The 25,869-nt window shown below is 67.1% G+C and carries 21 protein-coding genes; 15 read left to right on the top strand and 6 right to left on the bottom strand.

Features of this window, described 5'->3' with window-relative positions:
- Positions 1-37 precede the first annotated feature (37 nt).
- The 4 genes from IQ782_RS15515 to IQ782_RS15500 form a co-directional block, all read right to left on the bottom strand.
- Entirely contained in the window at positions 38-760 is a 723-nt protein-coding gene (locus IQ782_RS15515) for a proteasome-type protease (RefSeq protein WP_194135568.1), read from the bottom strand.
- A 130-nt stretch (positions 761-890) separates the two neighbouring features.
- Positions 891-1,730: a transglutaminase family protein gene (locus tag IQ782_RS15510; protein ID WP_194135567.1), complete on the bottom strand. Its 840-nt coding sequence runs from the start codon at positions 1,728-1,730 to the stop codon at positions 891-893.
- Entirely contained in the window at positions 1,727-2,680 is a 954-nt protein-coding gene (locus IQ782_RS15505) for an alpha-E domain-containing protein (protein ID WP_194135566.1), read from the bottom strand. The genes IQ782_RS15510 and IQ782_RS15505 overlap by 4 nt, the downstream gene beginning before the upstream one ends.
- A gap of 4 nt (positions 2,681-2,684) precedes the next feature.
- Complete coding sequence (locus tag IQ782_RS15500; protein ID WP_194135565.1) at positions 2,685-4,109, bottom strand: circularly permuted type 2 ATP-grasp protein; 1,425 nt, start codon at positions 4,107-4,109, stop codon at positions 2,685-2,687.
- A gap of 480 nt (positions 4,110-4,589) precedes the next feature.
- On the opposite strand from IQ782_RS15500, the gene urtA reads away from it, so the two are divergent.
- The 10 genes from urtA to IQ782_RS15450 all read left to right on the top strand — a co-directional run bounded on the left by urtA (position 4,590) and on the right by IQ782_RS15450 (position 17,528).
- Positions 4,590-5,861, top strand: coding sequence for an urea ABC transporter substrate-binding protein (gene urtA / locus IQ782_RS15495; protein ID WP_240989326.1), 1,272 nt, complete (start codon positions 4,590-4,592; stop codon positions 5,859-5,861).
- Positions 5,862-5,950: 89 nt separating this feature from the next.
- Positions 5,951-7,909, top strand: coding sequence for an urea ABC transporter permease subunit UrtB (urtB, locus tag IQ782_RS15490; protein ID WP_194135563.1), 1,959 nt, complete (start codon positions 5,951-5,953; stop codon positions 7,907-7,909).
- Positions 7,910-8,024: 115 nt separating this feature from the next.
- On the top strand, positions 8,025-9,260 hold the full coding sequence (gene urtC, locus IQ782_RS15485; protein WP_194135562.1) for an urea ABC transporter permease subunit UrtC: 1,236 nt from the start codon (positions 8,025-8,027) through the stop codon (positions 9,258-9,260).
- On the top strand, positions 9,257-9,997 hold the full coding sequence (urtD, locus tag IQ782_RS15480) for an urea ABC transporter ATP-binding protein UrtD (RefSeq protein ID WP_194135561.1): 741 nt from the start codon (positions 9,257-9,259) through the stop codon (positions 9,995-9,997). Before urtC ends, urtD begins: the two co-directional genes overlap by 4 nt.
- Before the next feature lie 79 nt (positions 9,998-10,076).
- Positions 10,077-10,772 (top strand): urea ABC transporter ATP-binding subunit UrtE, encoded by a 696-nt coding sequence (gene urtE / locus IQ782_RS15475; RefSeq protein ID WP_194135560.1) that lies wholly within the window; start codon positions 10,077-10,079, stop codon positions 10,770-10,772.
- A 245-nt stretch (positions 10,773-11,017) separates the two neighbouring features.
- Positions 11,018-12,367, top strand: a complete 1,350-nt coding sequence (locus tag IQ782_RS15470; RefSeq protein WP_194135559.1) for an ABC transporter substrate-binding protein — start codon at positions 11,018-11,020, stop codon at positions 12,365-12,367.
- Between the two features lie 68 nt (positions 12,368-12,435).
- On the top strand, positions 12,436-13,680 hold the full coding sequence (locus tag IQ782_RS15465) for a carbohydrate ABC transporter permease (RefSeq protein WP_194135558.1): 1,245 nt from the start codon (positions 12,436-12,438) through the stop codon (positions 13,678-13,680).
- A 100-nt stretch (positions 13,681-13,780) separates the two neighbouring features.
- Complete coding sequence (locus IQ782_RS15460) at positions 13,781-14,998, top strand: carbohydrate ABC transporter permease (protein WP_194135557.1); 1,218 nt, start codon at positions 13,781-13,783, stop codon at positions 14,996-14,998.
- Between the two features lie 42 nt (positions 14,999-15,040).
- Complete coding sequence (locus IQ782_RS15455; RefSeq protein WP_194135556.1) at positions 15,041-16,066, top strand: ABC transporter ATP-binding protein; 1,026 nt, start codon at positions 15,041-15,043, stop codon at positions 16,064-16,066.
- Positions 16,067-16,199: 133 nt separating this feature from the next.
- Positions 16,200-17,528, top strand: a complete 1,329-nt coding sequence (locus IQ782_RS15450; protein ID WP_194135555.1) for a cytochrome-c peroxidase — start codon at positions 16,200-16,202, stop codon at positions 17,526-17,528.
- 4 nt (positions 17,529-17,532) lie between these two features.
- Here IQ782_RS15450 and IQ782_RS15445 read toward each other — a convergent pair whose 3' ends face one another.
- Positions 17,533-19,029 (bottom strand): CRTAC1 family protein, encoded by a 1,497-nt coding sequence (locus IQ782_RS15445; RefSeq protein ID WP_194135554.1) that lies wholly within the window; start codon positions 19,027-19,029, stop codon positions 17,533-17,535.
- Positions 19,026-20,282 (bottom strand): ROK family protein, encoded by a 1,257-nt coding sequence (locus IQ782_RS15440; protein ID WP_194135553.1) that lies wholly within the window; start codon positions 20,280-20,282, stop codon positions 19,026-19,028. The genes IQ782_RS15445 and IQ782_RS15440 overlap by 4 nt, the downstream gene beginning before the upstream one ends.
- Before the next feature lie 225 nt (positions 20,283-20,507).
- On the opposite strand from IQ782_RS15440, the gene xylF reads away from it, so the two are divergent.
- The 5 genes from xylF (at position 20,508) to IQ782_RS15415 (ending at position 25,868) form a co-directional block, all read left to right on the top strand.
- Positions 20,508-21,527, top strand: coding sequence for a D-xylose ABC transporter substrate-binding protein (xylF, locus tag IQ782_RS15435; RefSeq protein ID WP_194135552.1), 1,020 nt, complete (start codon positions 20,508-20,510; stop codon positions 21,525-21,527).
- 91 nt (positions 21,528-21,618) lie between these two features.
- Complete coding sequence (locus IQ782_RS15430) at positions 21,619-22,911, top strand: sugar ABC transporter permease (protein ID WP_194135551.1); 1,293 nt, start codon at positions 21,619-21,621, stop codon at positions 22,909-22,911.
- Positions 22,911-23,678 (top strand): ATP-binding cassette domain-containing protein, encoded by a 768-nt coding sequence (locus IQ782_RS15425; RefSeq protein WP_240989325.1) that lies wholly within the window; start codon positions 22,911-22,913, stop codon positions 23,676-23,678. The genes IQ782_RS15430 and IQ782_RS15425 overlap by 1 nt, the downstream gene beginning before the upstream one ends.
- A 28-nt stretch (positions 23,679-23,706) precedes the next feature.
- Complete coding sequence (gene xylA / locus IQ782_RS15420) at positions 23,707-25,005, top strand: xylose isomerase (RefSeq protein WP_194135549.1); 1,299 nt, start codon at positions 23,707-23,709, stop codon at positions 25,003-25,005.
- A gap of 119 nt (positions 25,006-25,124) precedes the next feature.
- On the top strand, positions 25,125-25,868 hold the full coding sequence (locus IQ782_RS15415) for a hypothetical protein (RefSeq protein WP_194135548.1): 744 nt from the start codon (positions 25,125-25,127) through the stop codon (positions 25,866-25,868).
- Position 25,869 lies beyond the last annotated feature (1 nt).

The raw sequence follows: 25,869 nt of genomic DNA, 5'->3' as shown, positions 1-25,869 counted from the left end.
CACGACCGGGCAATCTTGTCGGCGCAGCCTTGCCCGGTCAGATCGGATCGATCTCGGCGAAGGCGTTGCGCAGCGCCTCGGACCAGTCGTGGCTCATCTTCTGGAAAGCCTCGTCGCTGGGTTCGATGCGCCGCCGCCGGGTTACCGCCAGCGCGTCGCGCTCGATCACCGCGAAATCGAGCGGCATGCCGACGCTCAGGTTCGAGCGCAGCGTCGAATCCATCGACAGCAGAACCGCCTTCTCGGCGTCGGCCAGCGTGGTCTCGGAGGAGATCACCCGGTCGAGGATCGGCTTGCCGTATTTGTGCTCGCCGATTTGCAGGAAAGGCGTGTCGGGCGTCGCTTCGATGAAATTTCCTTCGGGATAGACGAGGAACATCCGCATCGGCCCGCCCTTGCGCTGCCCCGCGACGATCATCGAGGCGGTGGCGCTCTGGTTCATCCGCTCCATCTTGGACGACACTTCGGAGGTGACATCCGAAAGCGTCGCCCCGACGATCTCGGCGACCTGCAGCATGCCCGGCGCGCGCAGGATCGCGCGCGGCGAGTCAGGCTCCTCGTTGGCTTCGGTCAGCCGGGCGATCACCGTCTGGGTAATCGACAGCGAGCCCGCGGTCATGATGCCGATGGCACGGTCGCCTTGCTTCTCGAAAAGGAACATCTTGCGATAGGTCGCAATATTGTCGAGCCCGGCATTGGTGCGCGTGTCGGACAGCAGGACCACGCCCGCATCCAGCAGCAATCCCACGCAATAGGTCATCTGTCCCCGAGTCCCTTCCGATTGGCAACGCACCGATATACCGCCGCCCCCCCGCCCCCGCAATCCTGCTCTAAGGGATAGGGTTACGGCGCCGTGAGTGCCTGTTCATGATTGCGGCGGCCAGCGGCACCTATTGCTGTTGTTGCTGCCCGGACTGGACCGCGGTCACCATGACCTCGACGTCGAGGTGTTCCTCGGGCGTGGCGCCTTGCACCAGCCCCCGGATCGGCGCCGCGTCGAGCGCATCGTAGCCCGATCCCAGGCGCACGTAGCGCGCGTCGGGGCAGCAGGCATTGGCAGCGTCGAACCCGACCCAGCCCAGTTCGGGCACCCAGATCTCGGCCCAGGCATGGCTGGCCTCATGCGGGCTTCCGTCCGCGCTCGCCTGCAGGTAGCCGGTCACATAGCGCGCCGGCATCTCCGCCACATGGGCAACTGAGATCAGCGCATGGGCGTGGTCCTGGCAGACGCCGACCCCGCCCGAGAGCGCCTCCGAGGCGGTCGTGTGGGGCTGGGTCTCGCCGGGCTTGTAGGCAATCGCCTCAGAGACAGCACGGCTGAGCGCATGGGCGCGGTCGAGCGCGCTGGCGCCGTCCAGCCCCTTCAGCGCGACGGCGGACAGCATCTTCAGCTCGGCATCGGCTTCGACCTGGCGCGTCGGCCGCAGGTAGGCCGAGGGCGGGATGCGTTCGCGGTGCTCGCGCAGCACGCCGTAGAGGTCCGCCGTCTCGACCTCACCCTCGACTTCGACGGTCAGCTCGGTGAGCGGACCGCGCCAGGTCGCAAGGCGGATCATGTCGCCCGCCCCGTCGACGAATTCGGCCCCGGTCTGCGCCCCGTGCGAGGTGACGGTCCACGCCAGGACGCGCTGGCTTGCGCAATCGGCGGGCCAGAGTTTCTGCGACTGGACGATACCGCGCACCGGTTCGTCGAACCGGTAGCGCGTGATATGACGGATCGAGAGTCTCATGTCGGCATCCCGCTCAGGTAGACCTCGTGCACCGTGGTCGCGACCTCGGCATTGCGCGACATGAAGCGTGCGAGGAATTCGTGCAGCCCCTCCTCGAAAATTTCCTCGACGGTCGCCGCACGCAGATCGTCGAGCAACTTGTGCGCCACCTCCTGCGCCGCAGTGGCAGTCTGGTAGCTCTCGGCGAGATTGTCGAGATGCTCGCAATACCATTGCACGCAGGCGCGCAGCGAGCGCGGGAACCGGCGGTTGAGGATCAGCAGGTGCGCGATCTTGGCGGCGGTGATTTCGCCCTGATAGCTCCAGTTGAAGGCGCGCTGCGCGGTCATCGACTGCAGCAACAGTGCCCATTGGCTCTGATCGAGCCCAGAGCCGACGTAATTCACCGTGGGCAGCAGCACGTAGTATTTCACGTCGATCAGCCGGGCGGTGTTGTCGGCGCGCTCGATGGTCGTGCCGATGCCGGAGAAATCGTAGCCGTCGTTGCGCAACTGGGTCGACATGAAGGCGCCGCGGATCAGCTGGCAGGCGCGCAGCGTCCATTCGGTCAGATCGGTCACCATCAGCTTGCTGCGCTCGGTGCGGTGCAGCTGCTGGAGTTCCTGGAAGGATCCGTTGATCGCGTCCCAGACCGGCGCGGTCAGCGCGGTGCGCACCACGCGGGCATTCTCGCGCGCCGCCGACAGGCACGAGTAGACCGACGAGGGGTTGTCGGAGTCGAAGAACAGCCAGGTCTCGATATTGCGCTGGTTGGTCTCTCGATACTTCTCGAGGAAGGGCTCGAGCGTGCCTTTCGCCAGCAGCACAGCCTCCCAGTCGTTGCGGTACCCGCCCGTGGCATTGGGCAAGAGCGCGTTGCGCGCCCCGACCTCAAGCAGGCGGGCGGTGGTTTCGGTGCGCTCGATGTAGCGCGCCATCCAGTAAAGATGTTCTGCAGTCCGGCTCAACATGTCGTCACTCCGCCAATACCCAGGTGTCCTTGACCCCGCCGCCCTGCGACGAGTTCACCACCAGCGAGCCTTCCTTCAGTGCCACGCGGGTCAGCCCGCCCGGCACCAGTTCGATGGTCTCGCCGACCAGGCAGTAGGGACGCAGATCGACGTGGCGCGGTGCGATCCCCTCCTCGACGAAGGTGGGACAGGCCGAGAGCGCCAATGTCGGCTGGGCAATGTAATTGTCGGGGTTCTTGCGGATCTTCGCGGCAAAGGACTCGATGGTCGACTTGTCGGACTTCGGCCCCACGAGCATGCCGTAGCCCCCCGAGCCGTGCACCTCCTTGACCACCAGCTCGGACAGGTTCTCGAGCACGTACTTGCAGTCATCTTCCTTGGCACATTGCCAGGTCGGCACGTTTTCGAGGATCGGCTCCTCGCCAAGGTAGAAGCGGATCATCTCTGGCACATAGGTGTAGATCGCCTTGTCGTCGGCAACCCCGGCACCCGGGGCCGAGCAGATGGTGACCCCGCCCGAGCGGTAGACGCTCATCAGCCCCGGCACGCCCAGCATCGAGTCTGGCCGGAAGCACAGCGGATCGATGAAGGCGTCGTCGATCCGTCGGTAGATCACGTCGACCTTGCGGGGGCCCTCGGTGGTCTTCATCCAGACGAAATCGCCCTCGACAAAGAGGTCCTGCCCCTCGACCAGCTCGACGCCCATCAGGTCGGCAAGGAAGCTGTGCTCGTAATAGGCCGAGTTGAAATGGCCCGGCGTGAGGATGACAATGTTGGGCTCGCCCTGGCATTTCTGAGGGGCGACCGAGGCCAGCGTCTTTTTCAGCAGCCCGGCGTAGCCATCCACCGGGCGGATGCGACTTTCCATGAAGAGCTGCGGGAACATGCGCATCATGATCTCGCGGTTCTGCAGCATGTAGCTGACCCCCGAGGGCGTGCGGCAGTTGTCTTCCAGCACGTAGAACTGGTCCGGCCCGGTGCGCACCAGATCGACGCCGACGATATGGCTGAACACGCCGCGCGGCGGGCGGAAGCCGATGGCCGCCTTCTCGAAGGCCTCGTTGTTGGTCACCAGGTGCTCGGGGATCCGGCCCGCGCGGATGATCTCGCGCCGGTCGTAGACATCGGCCAGGAAGGCATTCAGCGCCGCCGCCCGCTGCCGCACGCCGCGGTCGAGCTTGCGCCACTCCTCGGCGGTCATCACGCGCGGGAACATGTCGAAGGGTATCAGGCGCTCGGGATCCCCGCCCTCGCCGTAGACCGCAAAGGTGATCCCGACCCGGCGAAACAGCGCCTCGGCCTCGTTCTGCTTCAGGCTTCGCAATTCGGCCGGCATCGACCGATACCATTTCTCCAGGTTCTGATAGGCCGAGCGAACCTGCTCGCCGTTCAACATCTCATTGAAAATCGCTGGCTTCGTGGCGCTCATGACAATCCCTTTGCTCTGAGGCTCACGTTCTCCGTTTCGCAGGCAGAGGAAAAGCCCCCCGCGCGCAAAATAGAACACTGCCCCATTTTACTTGCCCAAAAAACCGGCAAATAGCCCGTCACGAATCTGATCTCCTGAGCATTCGCCTTAGTTTAGCCGGATAGCCCCCCAATTCCCCATATATTTCGACCAAATATTAAGCACACGGAGTGGCGAAAGCCCTCGGATTAATCACACCCCGCCAGCGCCCGTCTCCACCACGGAAAGCGCGTGGCGGCGGGTCACGGCTCCGTTATCCGAAAGGAGCGCCGAGTGTCGGCGCGTCAACGGGGAGCCGTGGCGGCCCAAGCTCAACAGGGCAGCCGCCTGTGGCACAACGATAATCGAAGCGGAGGAGGACCCGCCCAGATCGCCGAACACGAGCCGATCCGCGCGGAGCCCTGACCCCGCTCTATAGGGATGTTGAACATGATCAAAGCAATGAAGTTTTCTACCGTTGCAGCGCTGGCACTGATTTCCGCCGGTGCCGCTCAGGCGGCCGATTGCCCGATCAAGGTGGGCGTGCTGCACTCGCTCTCCGGCACCATGGCGATTTCCGAGACCACTCTGAAAGACACCATGCTGATGCTGATCGACAAGCAGAACAAGGCCGGCGGCCTGCTGGGCTGCCAGCTCGAAGCCGTCGTGAAGGACCCGGCCTCCGACTGGCCGCTCTTCGCGGAAAAGGCGCGCGAGCTGATCTCCAACGACAAGGTCGACGTGATCTTCGGCTCCTGGACCTCGGCCTCGCGCAAGGCCGTGCTGCCGGTCATCGAAGAGCTCAACGCGCTCTACTTCTACCCGGTGCAATACGAGGGCGAGGAAAGCTCGAAGAACGTCTTCTACACCGGCGCCGCCCCGAACCAGCAGGCGATCCCGGCCACCGACTACTTCCTCGACGAGCTTGGCGTCGAGAAGTTCGCGTTGCTCGGCACCGACTACGTCTACCCGCGCACCACGAACCGCATCCTCGAGGCCTACCTGAAGTCGAAGGGCATCGCCGAAGAGGACATCTTCGTCAACTACACCCCCTTCGGCCACTCCGACTGGTCGACCATCGTGTCGGACGTGAAGGCGCTCGGCGCCGACGGCAAGCAGGTCGGCGTGATCTCGACCATCAACGGTGACGCCAACATCGGCTTCTACAAGGAACTCGCGGCGCAGGGTGTCTCGGCAGACGACATCCCCGTGGTCGCCTTCTCGGTGGGCGAAGAGGAACTCTCGGGCCTCGACACCTCGAACCTCGTCGGCCACCTCGCCGCGTGGAACTACTTCATGTCCGCCGAAGGCGAGGCCAACGCCGAGTTCATCAAGGAATGGCATGCCTTCATCGGCGACGAGAAGCGCGTGACCAACGACCCGATGGAAGCCCATTACATCGGCTTCAACATGTGGGTGAACGCGGTCACCGCCGCCGAGACCACCGATGTCGACGCCGTGCGCGGGCACATGTGGGGCCAGGAGTTCCCGAACCTGACCGGCGGCACCGCCGTGATGGGCGTGAACCACCACCTCTCGAAGCCGGTGCTGATCGGCGAGATCCGCGCCGACGGCCAGTTCGACATCATCTCCTCGACCGAGCCGGTGCCGGGCGACGCCTGGACCGACTACCTGCCCGAGTCCGCGGTGCTGGAGTCCGATTGGAAAGACCTCGAGTGCGGCATGTACAACACCGAGACCAAGACCTGCGTGCAGATTCAGTCCAACTACTGATCTGAGCCGAACGACAGCGGGCGCGCGCCAGATCGCGCGCCCGCTGCACCACTCCGCCAATGTCTGAACTCTGTTCCCGGGGGCCGTCCATGCCGCGCGCGCTTCTCTCTTTTCTCGCGCTCCTGCTCTGCCTGAGCCTTGCGCCGCTCGCAGCCACCGCGCAGAACACGGGCCTCAAGGCGATCCTCCAGCAATATTCCGGCGAGGTTGCCAAGCCCGGCCGCCAGACCGTCGACACGCTGATCGCTGCACTGGTTGCCTCCGGCGACGCCGCCGTGCCCGCCTTCCTGCAAAACTGGGCCGATCGCGAGGTCTACCAGCGCAGGACCGACGGAGAATTCTTCTACGCCGAGAAGCAGGGCGACGCCTACGCGTTGACCGACATCGCCACCGGCGCGCCCGCCGGCACCGCCCCCGCCGCCGAGATCGAGCAGATCCGCCCCAACGGCGGCGTGCGCCGCACGATCAGCACCGCGCTGGTGCAGTTCCAGCTCTCCGACCCCAATATCGCCAGCCGCATCGCCGCGCTCGACGCCATCGCCCGCAGTCCCTCCGCCGACCAGATCGAGCCGCTGCGCGCCTCCATCGAGACCGAGCAGGACCCCGGCGTGCTGGCCCGCAAGAAACGCCTCGACGGCATGCTCACCGCCAGCTTCGGCACCACCCCCGAGGCGCGCATCGCCGCCATCGGGGCACTGTCCTCCGAGCTCAGCGTCGACGTGCGCGCGGTGCTCAACCAGATTCTCACCACCCGCGCCGGCGTCGCCGAGAGCCTGCCCGAGGGTGCCAATATCGCCCGGGTTCTGAAACCCGGCAAGGCGCTGACCGAGGCCGAGGCCTACGCCCGCCTCGTCTCCGCCGAACTCGCCCAGCCGGTGCAGAGCCGCGAGCAGATCAAGGCCGCGCTCACCGCCAACCTCGTGGATGGTGCCGTCGGCGGCGTGCCGCTCGGCCAACTGGTCTCGGAAGCGGGCCGCGACCGCGCCTATGCCGCCCTCGCGGCAGAGGGGCTCGTGCCGGCCCGCGTCACCGCGGAGGACCGCGCCGCCGCCCTCGCTTCCCACGTCTTCTATGAGGAATACGCCGAACCGGACGCGGCCATCACCGGAGCCGCCGAAGACGCGCTCGGCGCGGTGCGCACCCGCGTCGGCCTCTGGCAGGCGGTGGACTTCGGGCTCGACTCGCTGTCGCTGGCCTCGATCTACTTCCTCGCCGCCATCGGCCTTGCGATCACCTTCGGCGTCATGGGGGTGATCAACATGGCCCATGGCGAGTTCATCATGATGGGGGCCTATACCGGCTACGTCGTGCAGCAGCTCATCCCCGACTACACGCTGTCGCTGATCGTCGCCCTGCCGCTGGCCTTCGTGATCACCTTTGCCGCCGGCGTCGCGATGGAGCGGCTGGTGATCCGCTGGCTCTACCACCGTCCGCTCGAGACGCTGCTCGCCACCTTCGGCATCTCCATCGCGCTGCAGCAGCTTGCGAAGAACATCTTCGGCACCCAGGCCCGCCCGCTCACCTCGCCGCATTGGCTCGACGGGGCGTGGATCATCAACGACGTCGCCGGCATCGCCAATATCCGCATCGCGATCTTCGTGCTGGCGCTGGTGTTCCTGTGCCTGATCCTCTTCATCCTCAACAAGACCCGCATCGGGCTCGAGGTCCGCGCGGTCACCCAGAACCCCGGCATGGCCGCCTCGATGGGCATCAACCCCGACAAGATCAACATGCTGACCTTCGGCCTCGGCTCCGGCATCGCCGGTATCGCCGGCATCGCCATCGGCCTCTATGCGCAGGTCACCTCCGAGATGGGCGGCAACTACATCGTGCAGAGCTTCATGACCGTGGTCGTCGGCGGCGTCGGCAACGTCTGGGGCACGCTGGCGGGTGCCGCGCTGATCGGCATCCTGCAAAAGGGCATCGAGTGGATGAACCCCAGCAACACGCTGGCGGCGCAGACCTACATGATCCTCTTCATCATCCTCTTCATCCAGGTCCGCCCCAAGGGCATCGTCGCCCTCAAGGGCCGCGCGGCAGGAGACTGACCATGCCCTGCACCCAACACCCGCCCGTTCTTCTAGGCAGAAATATCCCGTCGGAGAGCCGCACCGCGGCTCGGGGGCAGCGCCCCCTCCCCCGCCTGGCCAAGGGAGCCGCCGCATGACCAGTTTCTTCGCGCAGAACAAGTCCGTGGCCTGGGTCCTGCTGGCGCTCGCGCTCTTCGTGCTGCTTGTCACCGTGCTGGCACCTGCCACGGGGACCGGGGTCCTCTCGACCTCCTTCGTCAAGACGCTGGGCAAGACGCTCTGCCTGATGCTCGTCGCCGTGGCGATGGACGTGGTCTGGGGCTACACCGGCATCCTCAGCCTCGGGCACATGGCCTTCTTCGGGCTCGGCGGCTACATGATCGGCATGTGGCTGATGTATGCCCGCACCGAGCTGATCATCGCCGAGAGCCTGCGCGCCGCGCCGATCCCGCCCACCCCCGAGGAGATCCACGACGCCATCGGCCAGCAGATCTTCGGCGTGGTCGGCAGCGCCGACTTTCCCTGGCTCTGGGGCTTCGCGCACAGCCTGCCGCTGCAGCTTGCCATGGTGGTGCTGGTGCCGGGCCTGCTGGCGCTGGTCTTCGGCTGGCTCGCCTTCCGCAGCCGCGTCACCGGCGTGTACCTGTCGATCCTGACGCAGGCGATGACCCTGGCGCTCTCGCTCTACCTCTTCCAGAACGAGGCCGGGCTGCGCGGCAACAACGGGCTGTCGGGACTGCAGAACCTGCCTGGGCTCGACGTGGTGCCGCAGGCGACGATCTCGATCTGGTTCTTCTGGGCCTCGGCGGCGGCGCTCGGACTTGGCTACCTGCTCTTTGCCTGGGTGGTCTCGGGCAAGATGGGCTCGGTGATACGCGGCATCCGCGACAACGAGAACCGGGTGCGTTTCCTCGGCTACCATGTGGAAAGCTACAAGCTTTTCATCTTCACGCTCACCGGCATCGTCTCGGGCCTCGCCGGGGCGCTCTACTATCCGCAGGCGGGCATCATAAACCCGGCAGAAATCGCCCCCATCGCCTCGATCTACCTCGCGGTCTGGGTCGCCATAGGCGGGCGCGGGCGGCTCTACGGCGCGGCGCTCGGGGCTGCCGTGGTCTCGCTGCTGTCGAGCTGGTTCACCGGCGGCGGCGCGCCGAACGTCAACCTCGGCTTTTACACGATCAACTGGACCGACTGGTGGCTGGTGCTGCTCGGCCTCAGCTTCGTCGCCGTGACGCTGCTTGCGCCCAAGGGCATCGGCGGCATCTTCGATCTCTTCAGCCGCCGCCACCCGGTGCCCGAGCGCGTCGGAGACTTCGGCCCTGATCAGGGCGCACGCCGCACCGTCGAAGGGGAGGAAGAGAAATGAGCACCCTGCTCGAAATGTCCGGCGTCTCCGTCAGCTTCGACGGGTTCAAGGCGATCAACAACCTCTCCTTCCGCATCGGCGAGCCCGAGCTGCGCGCCATCATCGGCCCCAACGGCGCAGGCAAGACCACCTTCATGGACATCATCACCGGCAAGACCCGCCCCGACGAGGGCCGCGTGCTCTGGGGCGAGAAATCCGTCTCGCTGCTGAAGATGAGCGAAAGCCAGATCGCCCGCGCCGGCGTCGGGCGCAAGTTCCAGAAACCCACGGTCTTCGAGGCCCAGACCGTGCGCGAGAACCTCGCGATGGCGCTGAAGAACAAGCGCGGACCGTTCGACGTGCTGTTCTACAACAAGACCCGCGCCGGGGCCGAGCGGATCGACGCCATCGCCGAGGAGATCGGCCTGTCGGACCAGCTTGGCCGCATTTCGGGCGAGCTCAGCCACGGCCAGAAGCAATGGCTCGAGATCGGCATGCTGCTGGCGCAGGACCCGCGCCTCTTGCTGGTCGACGAGCCCGCCGCAGGGATGACGCCGGCCGAGCGTGAACACACGACGGACCTCCTGCGCCGGGCGGCGACGAAACACGCGGTGGTGGTGGTCGAGCACGACATGGAATTCGTGCGGCGGCTCGATTGCAAGGTGACGGTGCTCTGCGAGGGCTCGGTGCTGGCCGAGGGCTCGCTCGATCACGTGACCGCCAACCAGGACGTCATCGACGTCTACCTGGGACGATGAAGACACACGCGGAACTGCAACGTCCTTCGAAGGACGTTGCAAATCTCTTCGAAGAGATTTGCGGACGGAGCGAGACGCCATGCTGAAGGTCGACAACCTCACCCTGCACTACGGGCAGAGCCAGATCCTGCACGGGATCGGCCTCGAAGCGGAGCCCGGCAAGGTCACCGCGGTGATGGGCACCAACGGCGTGGGCAAGACCTCGCTGCTCAAGGCCATCGCCGGGCGCCACCCCTACTCCAGCGGGACGATCAGCCTCGACGGCAAGCCGCTCGAGCACCTCAACGCCTATCTGGCCGCCCGCGCCGGCATCGCCTACGTCCCGCAGGGGCGCGAGATCTTCCCGCTGATGACCGTGCAGGAAAACCTCGAGTCGGGCTTTGCCTGCCTGCCGCGCGCCGAGCGCGGCGTGCCGGCGCATATCTTCGAGCTTTTCCCCATTCTCAAGGACTTCCTGCACCGCCGCGGCGGCGATCTCTCGGGCGGCCAGCAGCAGCAGCTCGCCATCGCCCGCGCGCTGATCACCCGCCCGCGCGTGCTGCTGCTCGACGAGCCGACCGAGGGCATCCAGCCCAACATCATCCAGCAGATCGGCCGGGTCATCGCGCAGCTGCGCGACCAGGGCGACATGGCGGTGGTTCTGGTCGAACAATACTTCGATTTCACCTGGGGGCTGGCCGACAGCTTCTATGCGGTCACCCGCGGGGCCGTATCGCTTTCCGGACAGGCCGGGCAGATCGATCGCGAGGCTCTGCTCGAAAAAGTCTCGATCTGATCCCGAAACCCCCTAAGTTGCCGCGTCGCGGCGTCTTTTTTCCTTGCCTAAAGCGCTTTGAGCCTCAAGTCTCCCCTCAGGAGATTGTTCATATGTTTATGGTGGTGAAGGGGTTATCCAGGGAGGAGGACTTGCCGCATTGTGGCAACCACGCGCTTCGGCGCCCGTCCTCGTTCATGTTTTGCGTCTCGCGCGCCCATCCCCTTCCGCCCGCTGGTTTGACGACCAACATCAGGAGGAAAACGATGACACCCATCAAACGCCGCGCTCTCGGCGGCACCGCCATGCTATTGGCGCTGACCGCCGGGATGGCCCATGCCGACACCATCCGGTTCTGGACCATCGAGGAGCAGCCCGAGCGGCTCGCCAAGCAGGAGGCCATGGCCGCCGCCTTCACCGAGGCCACCGGACATGAGGTCGAGGTGATCCCGGTCACCGAGAGCGAGATGGGCACCCGTGCCACCGCCGCCTTCGCCGCCGGCGACATGCCCGACGTCATCTACCACCCGCTGTCCTACGCCCTGCCCTGGGCCGAGGCCGGCATCCTCGATCCCGATGCCGCCACCGACGTGATCGAGGAACTGGGCGGCGCCACCTTTGCCCCCGGCGCGCTGAAGATGGCCGAGTTCGACGACGGCTTCGCCTCGGTGCCCGCCGACGGCTGGACGCAGATGATCATCTACCGCAAGGACCTCTTCGACGAGGCCGGGCTGGAGCCGCCGACCAGCTACGCCGCGGTCGAGGCCGCGATCGAGAAGCTGCACAACCCGCCCGAGATGTACGGCTTCGTCGCCGCCACAAAGGTGGACGAGGCCTTCATGAGTCAGGTGCTGGAACATGTCTTCCTCGCCAATGGCGTCTCGCCGGTCGGGTCGGACGGCTTTGCCGAGCTCGACGAGGCCACCACCATCGAGGTGCTCGACTTCTACAAGGCAATCGCCAAGGCCTCGCCGCCGGGCGATCTCTACTGGGACCAGGCGCGGACGATCTACTTCTCGGGCAATACCGCGATGACCATCTGGTCGCCCTTCATCCTCGACGAGCTGGCCGGCCTGCGCGACAGCGCGCCCCCCACGATCACCGATGATCCGACCTCGGCCGAGCTCGCCGGGAAGACCGGCATCGTCACCAATTTCTCGGGCCCGTCCAACCCCGACGGCGCCGCCTTTGCCGAGCTGAACTTCCTCGGCATTACCGGCGATGCCAATACCGACGTCGCCGAGGAATTCGTCAAGTTCTCGATGGACGAGGGCTATCTCGACACGCTGGCCATCGCCCCCGAGGGCAAGTTCCCGGTCCGCCGCGGCACCGACGAGGACCCCGAGATGTTCGTCACCGAGTGGTCGAAGCTGCCGGTCGGCGTTGACCGTCAGGCGGCGCTTGGCGACCTCTACGGCGAAGACACGGTGAACGAGCTTGTCGCCGGCCTCGACGTGGCGCAGCGCTGGGGTGCCGACGTCGGCCAGATGGCACTGGCCTCGAAGATGGTCAACAGCCAGGCGGTGAACCGCGTCGTCCGCGCCTTTATCGACGACGAGATCGACGCCGCCGAGGCGGTCAGCCAGCTCAATGAAGAGCTGGGCGCGATCCAGTAAGCGATTGATACGGCGGGGCGCTTTCCCGGCGCCCCGCATCTGTTGACGTGCAAGACCGGAGGGTGTCCATGATGGAACCCGTTCCACCGAAGGGCATGGGCCCGCTCGCCCGCCGCGAGGCGCGGCTAGCCTGGGGCCTGCTCTTTCCCACCCTCGCCGCCGTGGCGCTGGTGGTGATCCTGCCGCTGCTGGCGGTGTTCTGGATCGCCTTCAAACCCATCGGCCTCGCCGAGCTGCGCCCGCCCGCGCCGGTGGTGCGCGAGGACATCCGCGGCGACCTCGAGGAGGGCGATCCGGACGCCTACCTGCGCTACCGGCTGCGCAATTCGTCCCAAGATCAGGCGATCACCGGCGTCACGCTGACCGACACATGGCCCGAAGGGCTGAGTGCCACCGAGATGGATCCGCGCTGCACGCTCGACGGCGCCACGCTCACCTGCGATCTCGGCGACTGGGAGGGCGGCTTCCGCGACCAGATCCGCATCCCTGTCGCGGCGGACCCGTCTTATTTCGAGGGGCCCGACGTCGAGGCGAGCGAGCCGGTCATCACCGGACGCGCCAACAACGTCCTGACCTCCTTCTCGGGCTTCACGCTGGAGAACTTCGCGCGCATCTTCAACGGCGCCGAGTTCTGGTCGGTGCTCGGCGTGACGCTGTTCTACACCGTTTTCGGCACCGCCGGCGCGCTGATCCTCGGGCTCTTCGCCGCGATGCTTCTGGACAAGAGCTTCACCGGACAAGGCATCCTGCGCGGGCTGTACCTCTTTCCCTATGTTGCCCCGGTGATCGCCGTGGCCTTTGCCTGGATCCTGCTTTTCGACCCCTACTCCGGCTCGGCCAACGCCCTGCTGATGCAGATGGGCGTGACCAGCCAGGCGATCAACTTCTTCGGCGAGCGGCCGCTGGCGCTGATCATGGTGACCCTCTTCGAGATCTGGCGCTACTTCCCGCTGTCGTTCCTCTTCATCCTGGCCCGCATGCAGTCGATCGACACCGACATGTACGAGGCCGCGGACATGGACGGCGCCTCGCCCTTCCAGAAGTTCCGCGACCTGTCGCTGCCGCAACTGCTGGGGATCCTGTCGGTGCTGTTCCTGCTGCGCTTCATCTGGACCTTCAACAAGTTCGACGACATCTTCCTGCTCACCGGCGGCAACGCCGGGACGCGCGTGCTGACGGTCAACGTCTATGAGCAGGCCTTCGCCCTGTCGAACATCGGCGCGGGCGCGGCGGTGGCGGTGGTGATCTTCCTGTCGCTGATCCTCTTCTCGCTCCTCTTCTTCCGCGTGATGAGCCGGGAGGAGGGGCTGTGAGGCGCTTTTGCCATGAACCTGCGGGCGTGACCGGCACCGGACCGGGGGCCAGCCCCCGGACCCCCGGGATATTTCCGCCTAGAAGAACGAGGGCGCGCGCATGAAACTGCTGCGTTTGGGATATGTCACCGCGCCGCTGCTGGGGGCGCTCTGGGGGTGCGTCATCGCGACCACCGTGGCGGTTGCCATGAGCTTTGCCACCGGCGCGGGATTTCGCCCCTCCTGGCAAGCGCTGCCCTGGGGCGCGGTGATGGGGCTGGCCTGCCTGCGCGGCGGCCGCGGCACAGCCGTGCTGCCGCTGGCGGTCGGGGCGGTCATGCTGCTGGCCGCCGGGCTCGCCGGCGTCTCGCCCATCGCCATCGATCCCGAAGCCGCGCTGCTGGCACGCTGGTCCGGAACCTTCGCCACGGTGCTATTCAGCGGGCTGGGGCTTTGGAAGATCCTCGTCAAGGTGACTCCCGGCAAGCTCACCCGCCATGTCTTCGAGGCGGCGGTGATCCGGTTCCTCACCGGCTTCGGCTACATCTTCTTCACCGCCATCGTGGTCATCCCCTTCTACGTGATGGTGATGACCTCGCTGAAGAACCAGGCGGCGCTGGTGCAGAACCCGCTGGATTTCTCGCTCGACCTGGATCAGGGGCTGGGTCTCTTCCGGTCCTACGTCGAGCTGATGCGGGATTACGATTTCGGCAGCTACCTCTGGACCTCCTTCTACGTGTCGGTGCTGACCGTGCTGATCACCCTCGCCTTCGCCATCCCCGGCGCCTACGCCGTCGCGCGGCTGCGCTTCCGCGGCCAGACGCTGTTCTCGCGCTCGATCCTGCTGATCTACATGGTGCCGATGATCGTGCTGGCGCTGCCGATCTACATCGCCTTCTCGATGACCGGGCTGCGCAACACGCTCTTCGGCATCGTGCTGATCTACCCGGTCACCACCATCCCCGTGGCGCTCTACATGCTGCAGGGCTACTTCCGCGGCCTGCCGTCCGAGGTCGAGGAGGCCGGGCTGATGGACGGGCTGTCGCGGCTTCGGGTGATCTGGAGCATCACCCTGCCGCTCTCGCTGCCGGCGCTGGCCTCGGTCTCGCTCTACGTCTTCATGATCGCCTGGAACGAGTTCCTGCTGGCCTTCATGCTGCTCGACGATCCCGGCAAGTTCACCCTGACCCGAGGCATCGCCTCGCTGAACTCGTCCGAGGTGCCGCGCCAGCACCTGATGGCCGGCGCGGTGATCGCCACGCTGCCGATCATGGTGCTGTTCCTCGGACTCGAGCGCTTCATGACCAAGGGGCTGACCGCCGGCTCGGTGAAAGGATGACCCGGGCAGCGCCCCGCCCCGGACCAACGAGGAAAGACTGACATGGCAGGCATCGAGCTCAAATCCGTCGAGAAATGGTACGGCGACGCGCAGGTGATCAAGGGCGTGGATCTCGCCGTCGAGGAGGGCGAATTCATCATCTTCGTCGGCCCCTCGGGCTGCGGCAAGTCCACGCTGCTGCGGATGATCGCCGGGCTCGAGGAGACCTCGCGCGGGCAGATCGTGATCGGCGGGCGCGACGCCACCGCCGCGCCGCCCGCCGAGCGCGGCCTGGCGATGGTGTTCCAGAGCTACGCGCTCTACCCCCATATGTCGGTGCGCGAGAACATGGGCTTCTCGCTGAAATCCGCGGGCGCGCCGAAGCAGGAGATCGCGGCGAAGGTGAATGAGGCGGCGCGGGTGCTGAAGCTCGAGCCGCTGCTCGAACGCCGCCCCAAGGATCTTTCGGGCGGCCAGCGCCAACGGGTGGCGATCGGCCGATCTATCGTGCGCGATCCCACCGCCTTTCTCTTCGACGAGCCGCTGTCGAACCTCGATGCGGCGCTGCGCGTCGAGATGCGCTACGAGATCGCCAAGCTGCACCAGGCACTCGGCGCGACGATGATCTACGTCACCCATGACCAGGTCGAGGCGATGACCCTCGCCGACCGCATCGTGGTGCTGGAAGCCGGGCAGATCAGCCAGGTCGGCAGCCCGCGCGCGCTCTACGAGCGGCCGGGCAACCTCTTCGTCGCGCAGTTCATCGGCTCGCCGAAAATGAACGTCCTGCCCGCCGAGGTGGCGGGTCTCCGGCTTGCCGAGCCGCTGCCGGATGCCGCACGGCACCTCGGCATCCGCCCCGAGCACATCGCGCTCACCGCGCCGGGCGCGGGCCAGCTCGACGGCACCGTCGACGTGCTCGAGTATCTCGGCGCGGACACCTACGTGATCGTCGACTGCGGCGCGGCGGGCAGGCTCACGGTGCGCGCCATCGGCAGGACCGACCTCACCCCCGGCACGCCCTGTGGCCTCGCCTTCGAGCCGGCGCGGATCCACGGCTTCGATGCCGAGGGGTGCGCGCTGCGCTGAGGGCTTTCTTCTAGGCGAAAATATCCCCGGGGGAGTCCGCGTCAGCGGACGGGGGCAGAGCCCCCGATTGCGCCGCTTGCCGCAAGGCCCGCCCGCGTGCCATCACTATTCCAGCGAGGGGGAGGAGAGGACAATGCGCAAGATGGGCATGGCGCTTGTGGGGCTGACCCTGCTGGCGGGTCCCGGAGCCGCGGCCGAGTTGCGGCTGCCGCGCGCCGTGGGCGATGCGGATTACATCGAGACGACTGCCGAGGAAGTCGCGCTCGGGCAGCTGCTCTTTTACGACCGCATCCTCTCGGGCAACCGCAACATTGCCTGCGCCACCTGTCACCACCCGCGCTTTGCCACCTCGGACGGGCTGAGCCTCGGGCTCGGCGAGGGCGGCGTCGGGCTCGGCCCCGACCGCCACGCGACCGCGGACGATACGCCCGAACAGCGCATCCCGCGCAACGCCACCGCGCTCTTCAATCTCGGTGCGCATGAGTTCACCGTGCTGTTCCACGACGGCCGGATCGAGGCCGACCCGTCGCGCCCCGGCGGTCTGCGCACCCCAATGGCCGAAGACATGGAGCGGGGGTTCTCGGGGGTGCTCTCGGCGCAGACCATGTTCCCGGTGCTCTCGCCGGACGAGATGGCCGGGCACTATTCGGAAAGCGACGTCTCCAAGGCGGTGCGCTCGGGGCGGATCACCGGCGCGGGCGGGGCCTGGGATCTCATCTCGCAGCGGGTCGCGGCGATCCCGGACTACGCCGCGCGGTTCGAGGCGGTCTACCCGCATGTGGGCGCGGGCGCGCCGATCCATTTCACCGACATCTCCAACGCCATCGCCGCCTTTGTCGCCTTCGAGTGGCGCTCCGACGCCAGCCCCTTCGACGCGGCCCTGCGCGGCGAGACGCCGCTTGCAGGCACCGCGGCTGACGGCGCGGTGCTGTTCTACGGCACAGCAGGCTGCGCGGAATGCCACTCCGGCCCCTTCCTCACCGACCATGATTTCCATGCCATGGGCGCACCGCAGCTTGGGCCGGGCAAGGCCGAGCGCTTCGAGCGCCACGCCCGTGACGACGGTCGGATGCGGGTGACCGGGCGCGAGGCGGACCGTTTTGCCTTTCGCACGCCCTCGCTGCGCAATGTCGCGAAGACGGGGCCGTGGGGCCACGCGGGCGGCCATGACGACCTGACGGCCTTTCTCGCCGATCACGCCGCGCGCGCCGGGGGACTGGGTCGCTACGCGCGCCATGTCGTCCTGCCGGATCTGCCCGAGACCAAGCCCGACTGGGCGGTGATGGATGACCCGCAGGAGGTGCAAGCGCTGGTCGCGGCGGCGGGTCCGGGTGTGACCCTCAGCTCGGGCGAGGTTGCGGCGCTGCTGGCTTTTCTCGAAACGCTGACCGATCCGGTTGCGCTGGCGGGCCGCCTCGGCGTGCCCCAGACGGTGCCTTCGGGCCTGCCGGTGGATCGCTGAGCCGCTATCGCCGCTCGATCCGCATCACCTCGCCGGGACGCACGGGCTGCCAGTCGCCCTGCGTGCCATCGGGCCAGATCACCCGCAGCTCCGCGCCGCTCTGCCCGCCGAGCCCGAAATGCAGCGGCAGCGCGCTGCCACCCGCGTGGCCGCCCCCCACGGTGATCTCTTGCGCCTGGATGCCCGCCGCGCTGCGCAGCTCGACCCAAGCGCCGACGGCCAGCCGGTTGACCCCGGACTGCACGGCCGCGACCCCGACCCAGCTACCCGCCCCCGCGGTCACGTTGCGCCAGAGCTCCATTGGCGCACGGCGGTTGACGACCGCGATATCAATGAGCCCGTCGCCGTTCAGATCGGCCAGCGCCGCACCGCGCGCGCGGTGCATCGTGGCGATCCCCGCTTCGAGCCCGGCTTCGCTGAACTGCCCGTCCGGCCCCTGCACCAGCAGCGAGTTGGGATCATCCATCGCCATGCCCGGCATCTGGTCGACGTTGCCCTTCGCGATGAAGAGATCGGCCCGCCCGTCATTGTCCACGTCGCCAAACTCGGCGTGCCAGCCGGTCGAGGGCCGGCCGTCGCCGCCGGTATAGGGCCGGTGCGCCGTCGCCCCCTGCGCGTAGGGCGCGTCTTCGAAACCGCTGCCCCGGTTGAACTGCAGCAGCTGGTCGCCCATCGAGGTCATCATCACCTCGGGCAACCCGTCGCCGGTCAGGTCGCGCGAGGCGATGCCCATGCCCCAGAGCGAGACCTTCGCCCAGTCGCTGCGCTCTGCGAGCGGCGCGAGGCGGAACATCTGCTCGTAGCCGCCCTTCACGTAGTAGTGCCGGTCGTTCGACAGCCGCAGTTCGGGCGTGCCGCTGCGCTGCCAGTCCGAGATCAGCGCCGAGAGCGTGCACCAGCCGGGCTCGATGGTCTCGACCTTGCCGAAGCTGCCCTTGCCGGGGCGGATCAACTCGCTGCTGTCGCAGGCCTCGAAGGGGCCATCGGGATCGAAGCGGTCGACGTAATTGCCGGTGAAGAGCGTCGGCCAGTCCTGTCCCGGCTGCCAGGTGGCGGTAAAGGCGGTGGACCAGGCGTCGCGCTGCGGCAGCTGCCAGGCCTCGGTGACATCCTCGAAGCGGCAATCGCCAAGCCCGCGCAGCACGCGGTTCGGCCCGACGCGCAGCACGAAGAGGTCGAGGTGACCGTCGCTGTCGATGTCCAGCGGGTAGGCCCCGGTGACCCCGGTCATCTGCGGCAGCGCGCCGTGCTCGAAGCGCAGCGCCCCGCCCGTCTCGGAGCGGTTGACGAAAAGCCCGGCAGAGGAGGTGCCCCCGGCAGCGAAAAGTTCGGGCAGATCGTCGCCATTGCAGTCGAAAGTCGCGACACCGCCGCCGACGAAATGCTCCCAGCCGCCCGAGTAGATGTGCTCGGCCGGCAGACCGGCACTGTCATCGACAAACCTCGGCCCCGCCGCCGCCAGCGACGGCACCAGCGCAAGACAAAGCACCGCCCGGATCATTGTGCCGCCATGTCGCGGCCCGCGCCGAGCATCTGCTCGGTCAGCGTCTCCAGCGCCAGCGCCGCCGCACCGCGTGCCCAGACCATGTCACCCCAGGCATGGATCTCCACCTTCGGGGCCTCGCGGCCGGTCTCGATCATCATCGTCTTCATCTCCGTCAGCGTGCCCTCGGCATAGAGGTAGTCGTAGCGCATCCGCTCCCCCGACAGGATGATCAGTTGCGGATCGAAGAGGTTGGTCACATTGGCCAGCGCCAGCGACAGGTAGCGACCGGCGCGGCGGAAGATCGAATGCGCCGCCGGGTTGCCCGCCTTGGCCTGGCTGAACAGGCTCTCGAGCAGCGCCCGCACCGAGCGGGTCTCGAGGTCGGGCAGGTTCAGCGCGGTGCGCGCCTCGCGCACCAGTGCGTAGTCCGCGACATAGGCCTCGAGGCAGCCGCGCTGGCCGCAGCGGCAGAGCGCACCGTCGAGGTGCACCTTCATGTGGCCCAGCTCCATACCCATGCCATGCGCGCCGCGATAGAGCCGGTGGTTCATCACGAAGCCCATGCCGACGCCGTGCTCGATGGTCACCACGGCGAAATTCGACATCGTCCGCCCCGCCCCGAACCAGAGCTCTGCAAGGGTCACGAGGTTGGCGTCATTGTCGATATGCACGGGCAGTCCGAGCCGCTGTGCAAGCGCCGGGCTCAGGTCGGTGTCGCGCAGGTCGAGGATCGGCGACCAGCGCACCAGCCCGGTTTCGGCATCGACGAAGCCGGGCACGCCCAGACCGAGAGCGCGCAGCGACCCGGCATCGATCCCCGCCGCGGTGCAGAGCTCGGTCATCAGCGCCTCGGTCACATCGCCCACGATCGCCACCGACAGCTGCCCCGGCGTCCGCGGCATCGAGGCGGTCGCGATCACCCGTCCGGACAGGTCGGCAAGCACGGCCGTGTGCTGGATGTCCGAGAGCTTCACTCCCATCACGTGATGCACGCCCGGTCGAACCTGAAGCGCCACCGCCGGACGGCCGCGACCGCTGTCGCCGATCCGCGCGGCCTGCACCTCCTCCAGAAAGCCGGTCTCGATCAGCTCCGAGGTGATCGTGGTCACCGAGGCCGGGCTGACACGAAGGTCCTTGGCGACCTGGACCCGCGGCACGCGGCCAAGCGCGCGCACGTGCTCGAAGACCTGCTGCCGCAAGGGGCGCTGCACCGAGTCCGGGGACTGAAGAAGGGGGCCGCAGCCGATGATGTCCGCTTCGTCGCTCATGCCTCAGCTGTATCCAGAATTCATTTAAGTCGCGAACAAAATTCATCTTCAAATCCGCGATACGAGTGCCAGATCGGCACTTCATAGCGGCTCATGGCCAAATTTTGCTCTGCACGGCAATATGCGCGGGTAAATTTAATTTGACAACTGAATTTAAGAGGCTCAGGCTGACGCAGCGTCGAGGGAGAACGACGCAGCCCCACCGGGGCACCTAGGGAGGAAAACATGTACAAGACTTTGCTGGCCTCTGCGGCCATCACACTCGGGCTTGCCGTGACGGCATCCGCCCAGACCGTCGGCGTGTCCTGGTCCAACTTCCAGGAGGAGCGCTGGAAGACCGACGAGGCGGCAATCAAGTCTGCGCTGGAGGCGGCGGGGGCGACCTATATATCGGCCGACGCGCAATCCTCGTCCTCGAAGCAGCTGTCGGACGTCGAGTCGCTGATGGCGCAGGGCGTGGACGCGCTGATCATCCTCGCGCAGGACACCCAGGCCATCATCCCCGCCGTCGAGGCCGCCGCCAACGAGGGCGTGCCGGTGATCGCCTATGACCGGCTGATCGAGGACAGCCGCGCCTTCTACCTGACCTTCGACAACGTCGAGGTTGGCCGGATGCAGGCCCGCGCCGTGCTCGAAGCGGCCCCCGAGGGCAACTACGTGATGATCAAGGGCTCGCCCACCGATCCCAACGCCGACTTCCTGCGCGGCGGCCAGCAAGAGGTGCTGCAGGAGGCCATCGACAGCGGCAAGATCACCATCGTCGGCGAGGCCTATACCGACGGCTGGCTGCCCGCCAACGCGCAGCGCAACATGGAACAGATCCTGACCGCCAACGACAACAAGGTGGATGCCGTGGTCGCCTCGAACGACGGCACCGCCGGCGGCGCCGTGGCGGCGCTGACCGCGCAGGGCCTCGATGGCATCCCCGTCTCGGGGCAGGACGGCGACCATGCCGCGCTGAACCGCGTCGCACGCGGCACGCAGACCGTCTCGGTCTGGAAGGACGCACGCGAGCTGGGCAAGGCGGCGGGCGAGATCGCCGTGCAGCTGGCCGGCGACACCATGGCCAGCGACATCGATGGGGCAGCGGAATGGACCTCTCCGGCGGGCACGACGCTCTGGGCGAAGTTCCTCGAGCCGGTGCCGATCACCAAGGACAACCTCAGCACCGTCGTGGATGCGGGCTGGATCAGCAAGGACGCGCTCTGCCAGGGCGTGTCGGGCGGCCCGGCGCCCTGCAACTGATGCAGGCACCTGCCTGACGCATCTGCCCCCGCCGCGAACCACGCGGCGGGGAACCCGACCACAGACACCGCTCCAACACCCAGAGGTCACCATGGCAGAGGCGAATGCCTCCGGCGCAGGGGCCGGCCGCAGGAACATCTTCAAGACCCTCGAGTTCGACACCCGCCTGCTCGGCATGGTCGGCGCGTTCATCCTGGTCTGCATCGTGTTCAACGTCCTGACGGACGGCCGTTTCCTGACGCCGCGCAACATCTTCAACCTGACGATCCAGACGGTCAGCGTGGCAATCATGGCCACCGGCATGGTCTTCGTCATCGTCACCCGCAACATCGACCTGAGCGTCGGCTCGCTGCTCGCCACCTGCTCGGCAATGATGGCGATCACCCAGACACAGGCCCTGCCCAGCCTCGGGCTCGATTATGGCAACCCGGTGATCGCGCCGGTCGCGATCCTTGTCGGGCTGCTCACCGGCGGCCTCATCGGCGCCTTCCAGGGCTGGATCGTCGGCTACCTTTCGGTGCCGGCCTTCATCGTCTCGCTCGGCGGGCTGCTGGTCTGGCGCAACGTCGCCTGGTACCTGACCAGCGGCCAGACCATCGGACCGCTCGACGACACCTTCCAGACCCTCGGCGGCATCGGCGGCACACTCGGCGTCACCGGCAGCTGGATCTTCGGCGTGCTCGCCACGCTGGTCGCCTGGGCCGCCATCGCACAGGCCCGCAAAGCCCGGATCAATCACGAGTTCCCGGTGAAGCCGCTCTGGGCCGAGGGCGTTCTCATGGCGCTTTCGGCGGCGGCGATCCTCGGCTTCGTCGCCATCCTCAACGCCTATGAGGTGCCCAGCCGCGTGCTGCGCCGCGCCTTCGAGGCGCGCGGCGAGACCATGCCCGAGGGCTTCACCGCAGGCTACGGCATCCCCTTCTCGGTGTTGCTGCTGATCGCCGTGGCGGTGGTGATGACCGTCATCGCCCGCCGCACCCGGCTCGGACGCTACATCTTCGCCACCGGCGGCAACCCCGAGGCGGCGGAGCTTTCCGGCATCAACACGCGGCTGCTGACGGTCAAGGTCTTTGCCCTGATGGGCGTGCTCTGCGCGCTGGCGGGCATGGTCGCCTCGGCGCGCCTGTCGTTCCACTCCAATGACATCGGCACGCTCGACGAGCTGCGCGTCATCGCCGCCGCGGTGATCGGCGGCACCGCGCTGGCGGGCGGCATCGGCACGATCTACGGCGCCATCCTCGGCGCGCTGATCATGCAATCCTTGCAATCGGGCATGGCCATGGTCGGCGTCGATGCGCCCTTCCAGAACATCGTCGTGGGCGTCGTGCTGGTGCTGGCCGTGCTCATCGACATCCTCTACCGCAAACGCACGGGAGACAGATGATGGTCAGCAGAACCGGAGCGCCCCTCGTAGAGATGCGTGACATCTCGGTCTCCTTCGGCGGCATCAAGGCGGTCGACCACGTCACGGTCGATCTCTACCCCGGCGAGGTGGTCGGCCTGCTTGGCCACAATGGTGCGGGCAAGTCGACGCTGATCAAGTGCCTGTCGGGCGCCTACCGCATGGACAGCGGCGAGATTCTCATCGACGGCGAGAAGGTCGAGATCACCAACCCCCGTGACGCCCGCCGCTACAACATCGAGACGATCTACCAGACGCTGGCGCTGGCCGACAATCTCGACGCCGCCTCGAACCTCTTTCTGGGGCGCGAGCTGGTCTCGCCCACGGGGCTCGTGGACGATGCGCAGATGGAGGCCGAGACCCGCAAGATCATGGCGCGGCTCAACCCCAACTTCCGCAAGTTCCAGGATCCGGTGAAGGCGCTCTCGGGCGGGCAGCGGCAATCGGTGGCCATCGCCCGCGCGGTCTATTTCAACGCCCGCATCCTGATCATGGACGAGCCCACCGCCGCGCTCGGCCCGCAGGAAACGCAGATGGTCGCCGAGCTGATCGAGCAGCTGAAGGCGCAGGGCATCGGCATCTTCCTCATCGAGCATGACATCCACAACGTGATGAAGCTCTGCGACCGCGCCTCGGTGATGAAAAACGGCCAGCTCGTCGGCACGGTGAACGTGGCCGAGGTCACCGACGAGGACATTCTCGGGATGATCATCCTCGGCAAGCAGCCGCGCCCCCACGGCGCGCAATGACACACCCCCATTTCCACACGAGGCATTCATGACGGGCTTCTTCCGAGACATCCCGAAACTCACCTACCAGCCGGACGCAGACAGCGACTTCGCCTTCCGCCACTACGATCCCGACGAGATCGTCATGGGCAAGCGGCTGGAGGACCACCTGCGCTTCGCCGTCGCCTACTGGCACAGCTTTGCATGGGAGGGCGGCGATCCCTTCGGCGGGCGCACCTTCGACCGGCCGTGGTTCGGCTCGGAGATGGAGAAGGCCAAGCTCAAGGCCGACGTCGCCTTCGAGATGTTCGACCTGCTCGGCGTGCCGTTCTTCTGCTTCCACGACGCCGACGTGCGCCCCGAGGGCGCGGATTTCGCCGAGACCACCCGCAACCTCGAAGAGATAACCGACTATTTCGCGCAGAAGATGGAAGGCTCGAAAACCCGGCTGCTCTGGGGCACGGCGAACCTCTTCACCCACCGCCGTTTCATGTCGGGCGCGGCCACCAACCCCGACCCCGAGGTCTTTGCCTGGTCCGCCGCGACGGTGAAGACCTGCATGGACGCCACCCACAGGCTCGGCGGCGAGAACTACGTGCTCTGGGGCGGGCGCGAGGGCTACGAGACGCTGCTCAACACCGACCTTTCGCGCGAGGCCGAGCAGGCCGGGGCCTTCCTGTCGATGGTCGTCGATTACAAGCACAAGATCGGCTTCAAGGGCACCATCCTGATCGAGCCGAAGCCGCAGGAGCCGTCGAAGCACCAGTACGATTACGACGTCGCCACGGTCTACGGTTTTCTCAAGCGCTTCGGGCTGGAAAACGAGGTGAAGCTCAACATCGAGCAGGGCCACGCCATCCTTGCCGGGCACAGTTTCGAGCACGAGCTGGCACTGGCCGCCTCGCTCGGGCTCCTTGGCTCGATCGACATGAACCGCAATGATTACCAGTCCGGCTGGGACACCGACCAGTTCCCCGACAATGTGCCAGAGGTCGCCCGCGCCTATTACGAGGTGCTGAAGGCGGGCGGCTTCACCACCGGCGGCACCAATTTCGATGCCAAGCTGCGGCGGCAGTCACTCGACCCCGAGGACCTGATCCTCGGCCATGCCGGGGCAATGGATGTCTGTGCCCGCGGGCTGAAGGCGGCGGCGGCGCTGCTCGAGGATGGTGCGCTGGAAGCGCGGCGCGCCGAGCGCTACGCCGGCTGGAACCGGCCCGAGAACAAGGCGCTGCTCACCTCCGACCTTGCGAGCATCGAGGCGCGGGTGCGGGACGGGGGCCTCAACCCTGAGCCGCGCTCGGGGCGGCAGGAGCGGCTCGAGAACCTCTGGAACCGCTACGTCTGAGGCCAGCACCCGGCGCGTCACACTTCTGCCGACTTGCCCCGCGAAGTTCGGGCTTGCGCCCGGAGTGCGACTCGCATGTCATTCTGGGACCGACACTTTTCCAACCGGAGGTCGCCCCGATGTGCAGGATCGCCTGTCTTGTCCCGCTGCTGATCAGCCTTGCCGCCCCGCTCTGGGCGCAGGGGACGGTGGTCGATCTGGACGCCGCGGAGCGCAGCCGCCCATTCCGCTGGCCCGAGCGTCCCGGCTGGCCCGCGCGTCCCGACCGTCCCGGACATCCGCATCGTCCCGGCTGGCCGGGATCGGGCGGCATCACCGGCTGGGGGGGCTATGGCGGGCTTGGCCTTTCCATCGACCTCGGCACCCGCGTGCCCGGCGCCGATGGCTCGGTGCGCGAGCCCGTCATGACCATTGAGCGCGACAGCCCCGCCCGCACCAAGCAGATCCGCAACTCGCCCGGCGCACCCGTCGTCAGCGGCCCGGCCGCCGATGCGCCGCAGCTCGCCGCGCGTGCCGCGCAGCCGCCCATCGTCGAGCGCGCCCCCGCCACCACGTCCCCGGCCCTGCCAGCGCAGGCGCTTCAAGGGGTCGGCGAACTCAACGGCGGCGGCTCGGCGCTCGGACAGGTGCTGAGCTCGGACGGCGAGAACTACGTGCTGCTGCTCACCCTGCCCGACACCCGCATCACCTGCCTCGGCCAGCTCGACGGACCGCCCGCGCTCTTTCCCAGCATGGGCTCGGCGCTGGCCTGCACCGACGGGGCGCAGGGCAACGCGCTCTTCGCCACGCCCGAGGAAGGCATCGGCAGCAGCGCCAGCTTCACCCTCGACGGCGGACGCGGCGGCTACCTGATCTTCCCCTGAG

The organism is Salipiger mangrovisoli (genome assembly GCF_015223355.1).
Classification (GTDB): Bacteria; Pseudomonadota; Alphaproteobacteria; order Rhodobacterales; family Rhodobacteraceae; genus Salipiger; species Salipiger mangrovisoli.
This window is presented reverse-complemented; position numbering and strand designations above follow the sequence as displayed.

Excerpts from the sequence above, each read along its gene's own strand:
- urtA (WP_240989326.1), top strand. The coding sequence starts at position 4,590 with ATGAAGTTTTCTACCGTTGCAGCGCTGGCACTGATTTCCGCCGGTGCC.
- xylA (WP_194135549.1), top strand. The coding sequence starts at position 23,707 with ATGACGGGCTTCTTCCGAGACATCCCGAAACTCACCTACCAGCCGGAC.
- IQ782_RS15460 (WP_194135557.1), top strand. The coding sequence starts at position 13,781 with ATGAAACTGCTGCGTTTGGGATATGTCACCGCGCCGCTGCTGGGGGCG.
- urtB (WP_194135563.1), top strand. The coding sequence starts at position 5,951 with ATGCCGCGCGCGCTTCTCTCTTTTCTCGCGCTCCTGCTCTGCCTGAGC.
- IQ782_RS15445 (WP_194135554.1), bottom strand. The coding sequence starts at position 19,029 with ATGATCCGGGCGGTGCTTTGTCTTGCGCTGGTGCCGTCGCTGGCGGCG.
- urtD (WP_194135561.1), top strand. The coding sequence starts at position 9,257 with ATGAGCACCCTGCTCGAAATGTCCGGCGTCTCCGTCAGCTTCGACGGG.
- IQ782_RS15465 (WP_194135558.1), top strand. The coding sequence starts at position 12,436 with ATGATGGAACCCGTTCCACCGAAGGGCATGGGCCCGCTCGCCCGCCGC.
- xylF (WP_194135552.1), top strand. The coding sequence starts at position 20,508 with ATGTACAAGACTTTGCTGGCCTCTGCGGCCATCACACTCGGGCTTGCC.
- IQ782_RS15430 (WP_194135551.1), top strand. The coding sequence starts at position 21,619 with ATGGCAGAGGCGAATGCCTCCGGCGCAGGGGCCGGCCGCAGGAACATC.
- urtE (WP_194135560.1), top strand. The coding sequence starts at position 10,077 with ATGCTGAAGGTCGACAACCTCACCCTGCACTACGGGCAGAGCCAGATC.
- IQ782_RS15455 (WP_194135556.1), top strand. The coding sequence starts at position 15,041 with ATGGCAGGCATCGAGCTCAAATCCGTCGAGAAATGGTACGGCGACGCG.
- IQ782_RS15505 (WP_194135566.1), bottom strand. The coding sequence starts at position 2,680 with ATGTTGAGCCGGACTGCAGAACATCTTTACTGGATGGCGCGCTACATC.
- IQ782_RS15470 (WP_194135559.1), top strand. The coding sequence starts at position 11,018 with ATGACACCCATCAAACGCCGCGCTCTCGGCGGCACCGCCATGCTATTG.
- IQ782_RS15450 (WP_194135555.1), top strand. The coding sequence starts at position 16,200 with ATGCGCAAGATGGGCATGGCGCTTGTGGGGCTGACCCTGCTGGCGGGT.
- IQ782_RS15510 (WP_194135567.1), bottom strand. The coding sequence starts at position 1,730 with ATGAGACTCTCGATCCGTCATATCACGCGCTACCGGTTCGACGAACCG.
- urtC (WP_194135562.1), top strand. The coding sequence starts at position 8,025 with ATGACCAGTTTCTTCGCGCAGAACAAGTCCGTGGCCTGGGTCCTGCTG.
- IQ782_RS15415 (WP_194135548.1), top strand. The coding sequence starts at position 25,125 with ATGTGCAGGATCGCCTGTCTTGTCCCGCTGCTGATCAGCCTTGCCGCC.
- IQ782_RS15515 (WP_194135568.1), bottom strand. The coding sequence starts at position 760 with ATGACCTATTGCGTGGGATTGCTGCTGGATGCGGGCGTGGTCCTGCTG.
- IQ782_RS15440 (WP_194135553.1), bottom strand. The coding sequence starts at position 20,282 with ATGAGCGACGAAGCGGACATCATCGGCTGCGGCCCCCTTCTTCAGTCC.
- IQ782_RS15425 (WP_240989325.1), top strand. The coding sequence starts at position 22,911 with ATGGTCAGCAGAACCGGAGCGCCCCTCGTAGAGATGCGTGACATCTCG.
- IQ782_RS15500 (WP_194135565.1), bottom strand. The coding sequence starts at position 4,109 with ATGAGCGCCACGAAGCCAGCGATTTTCAATGAGATGTTGAACGGCGAG.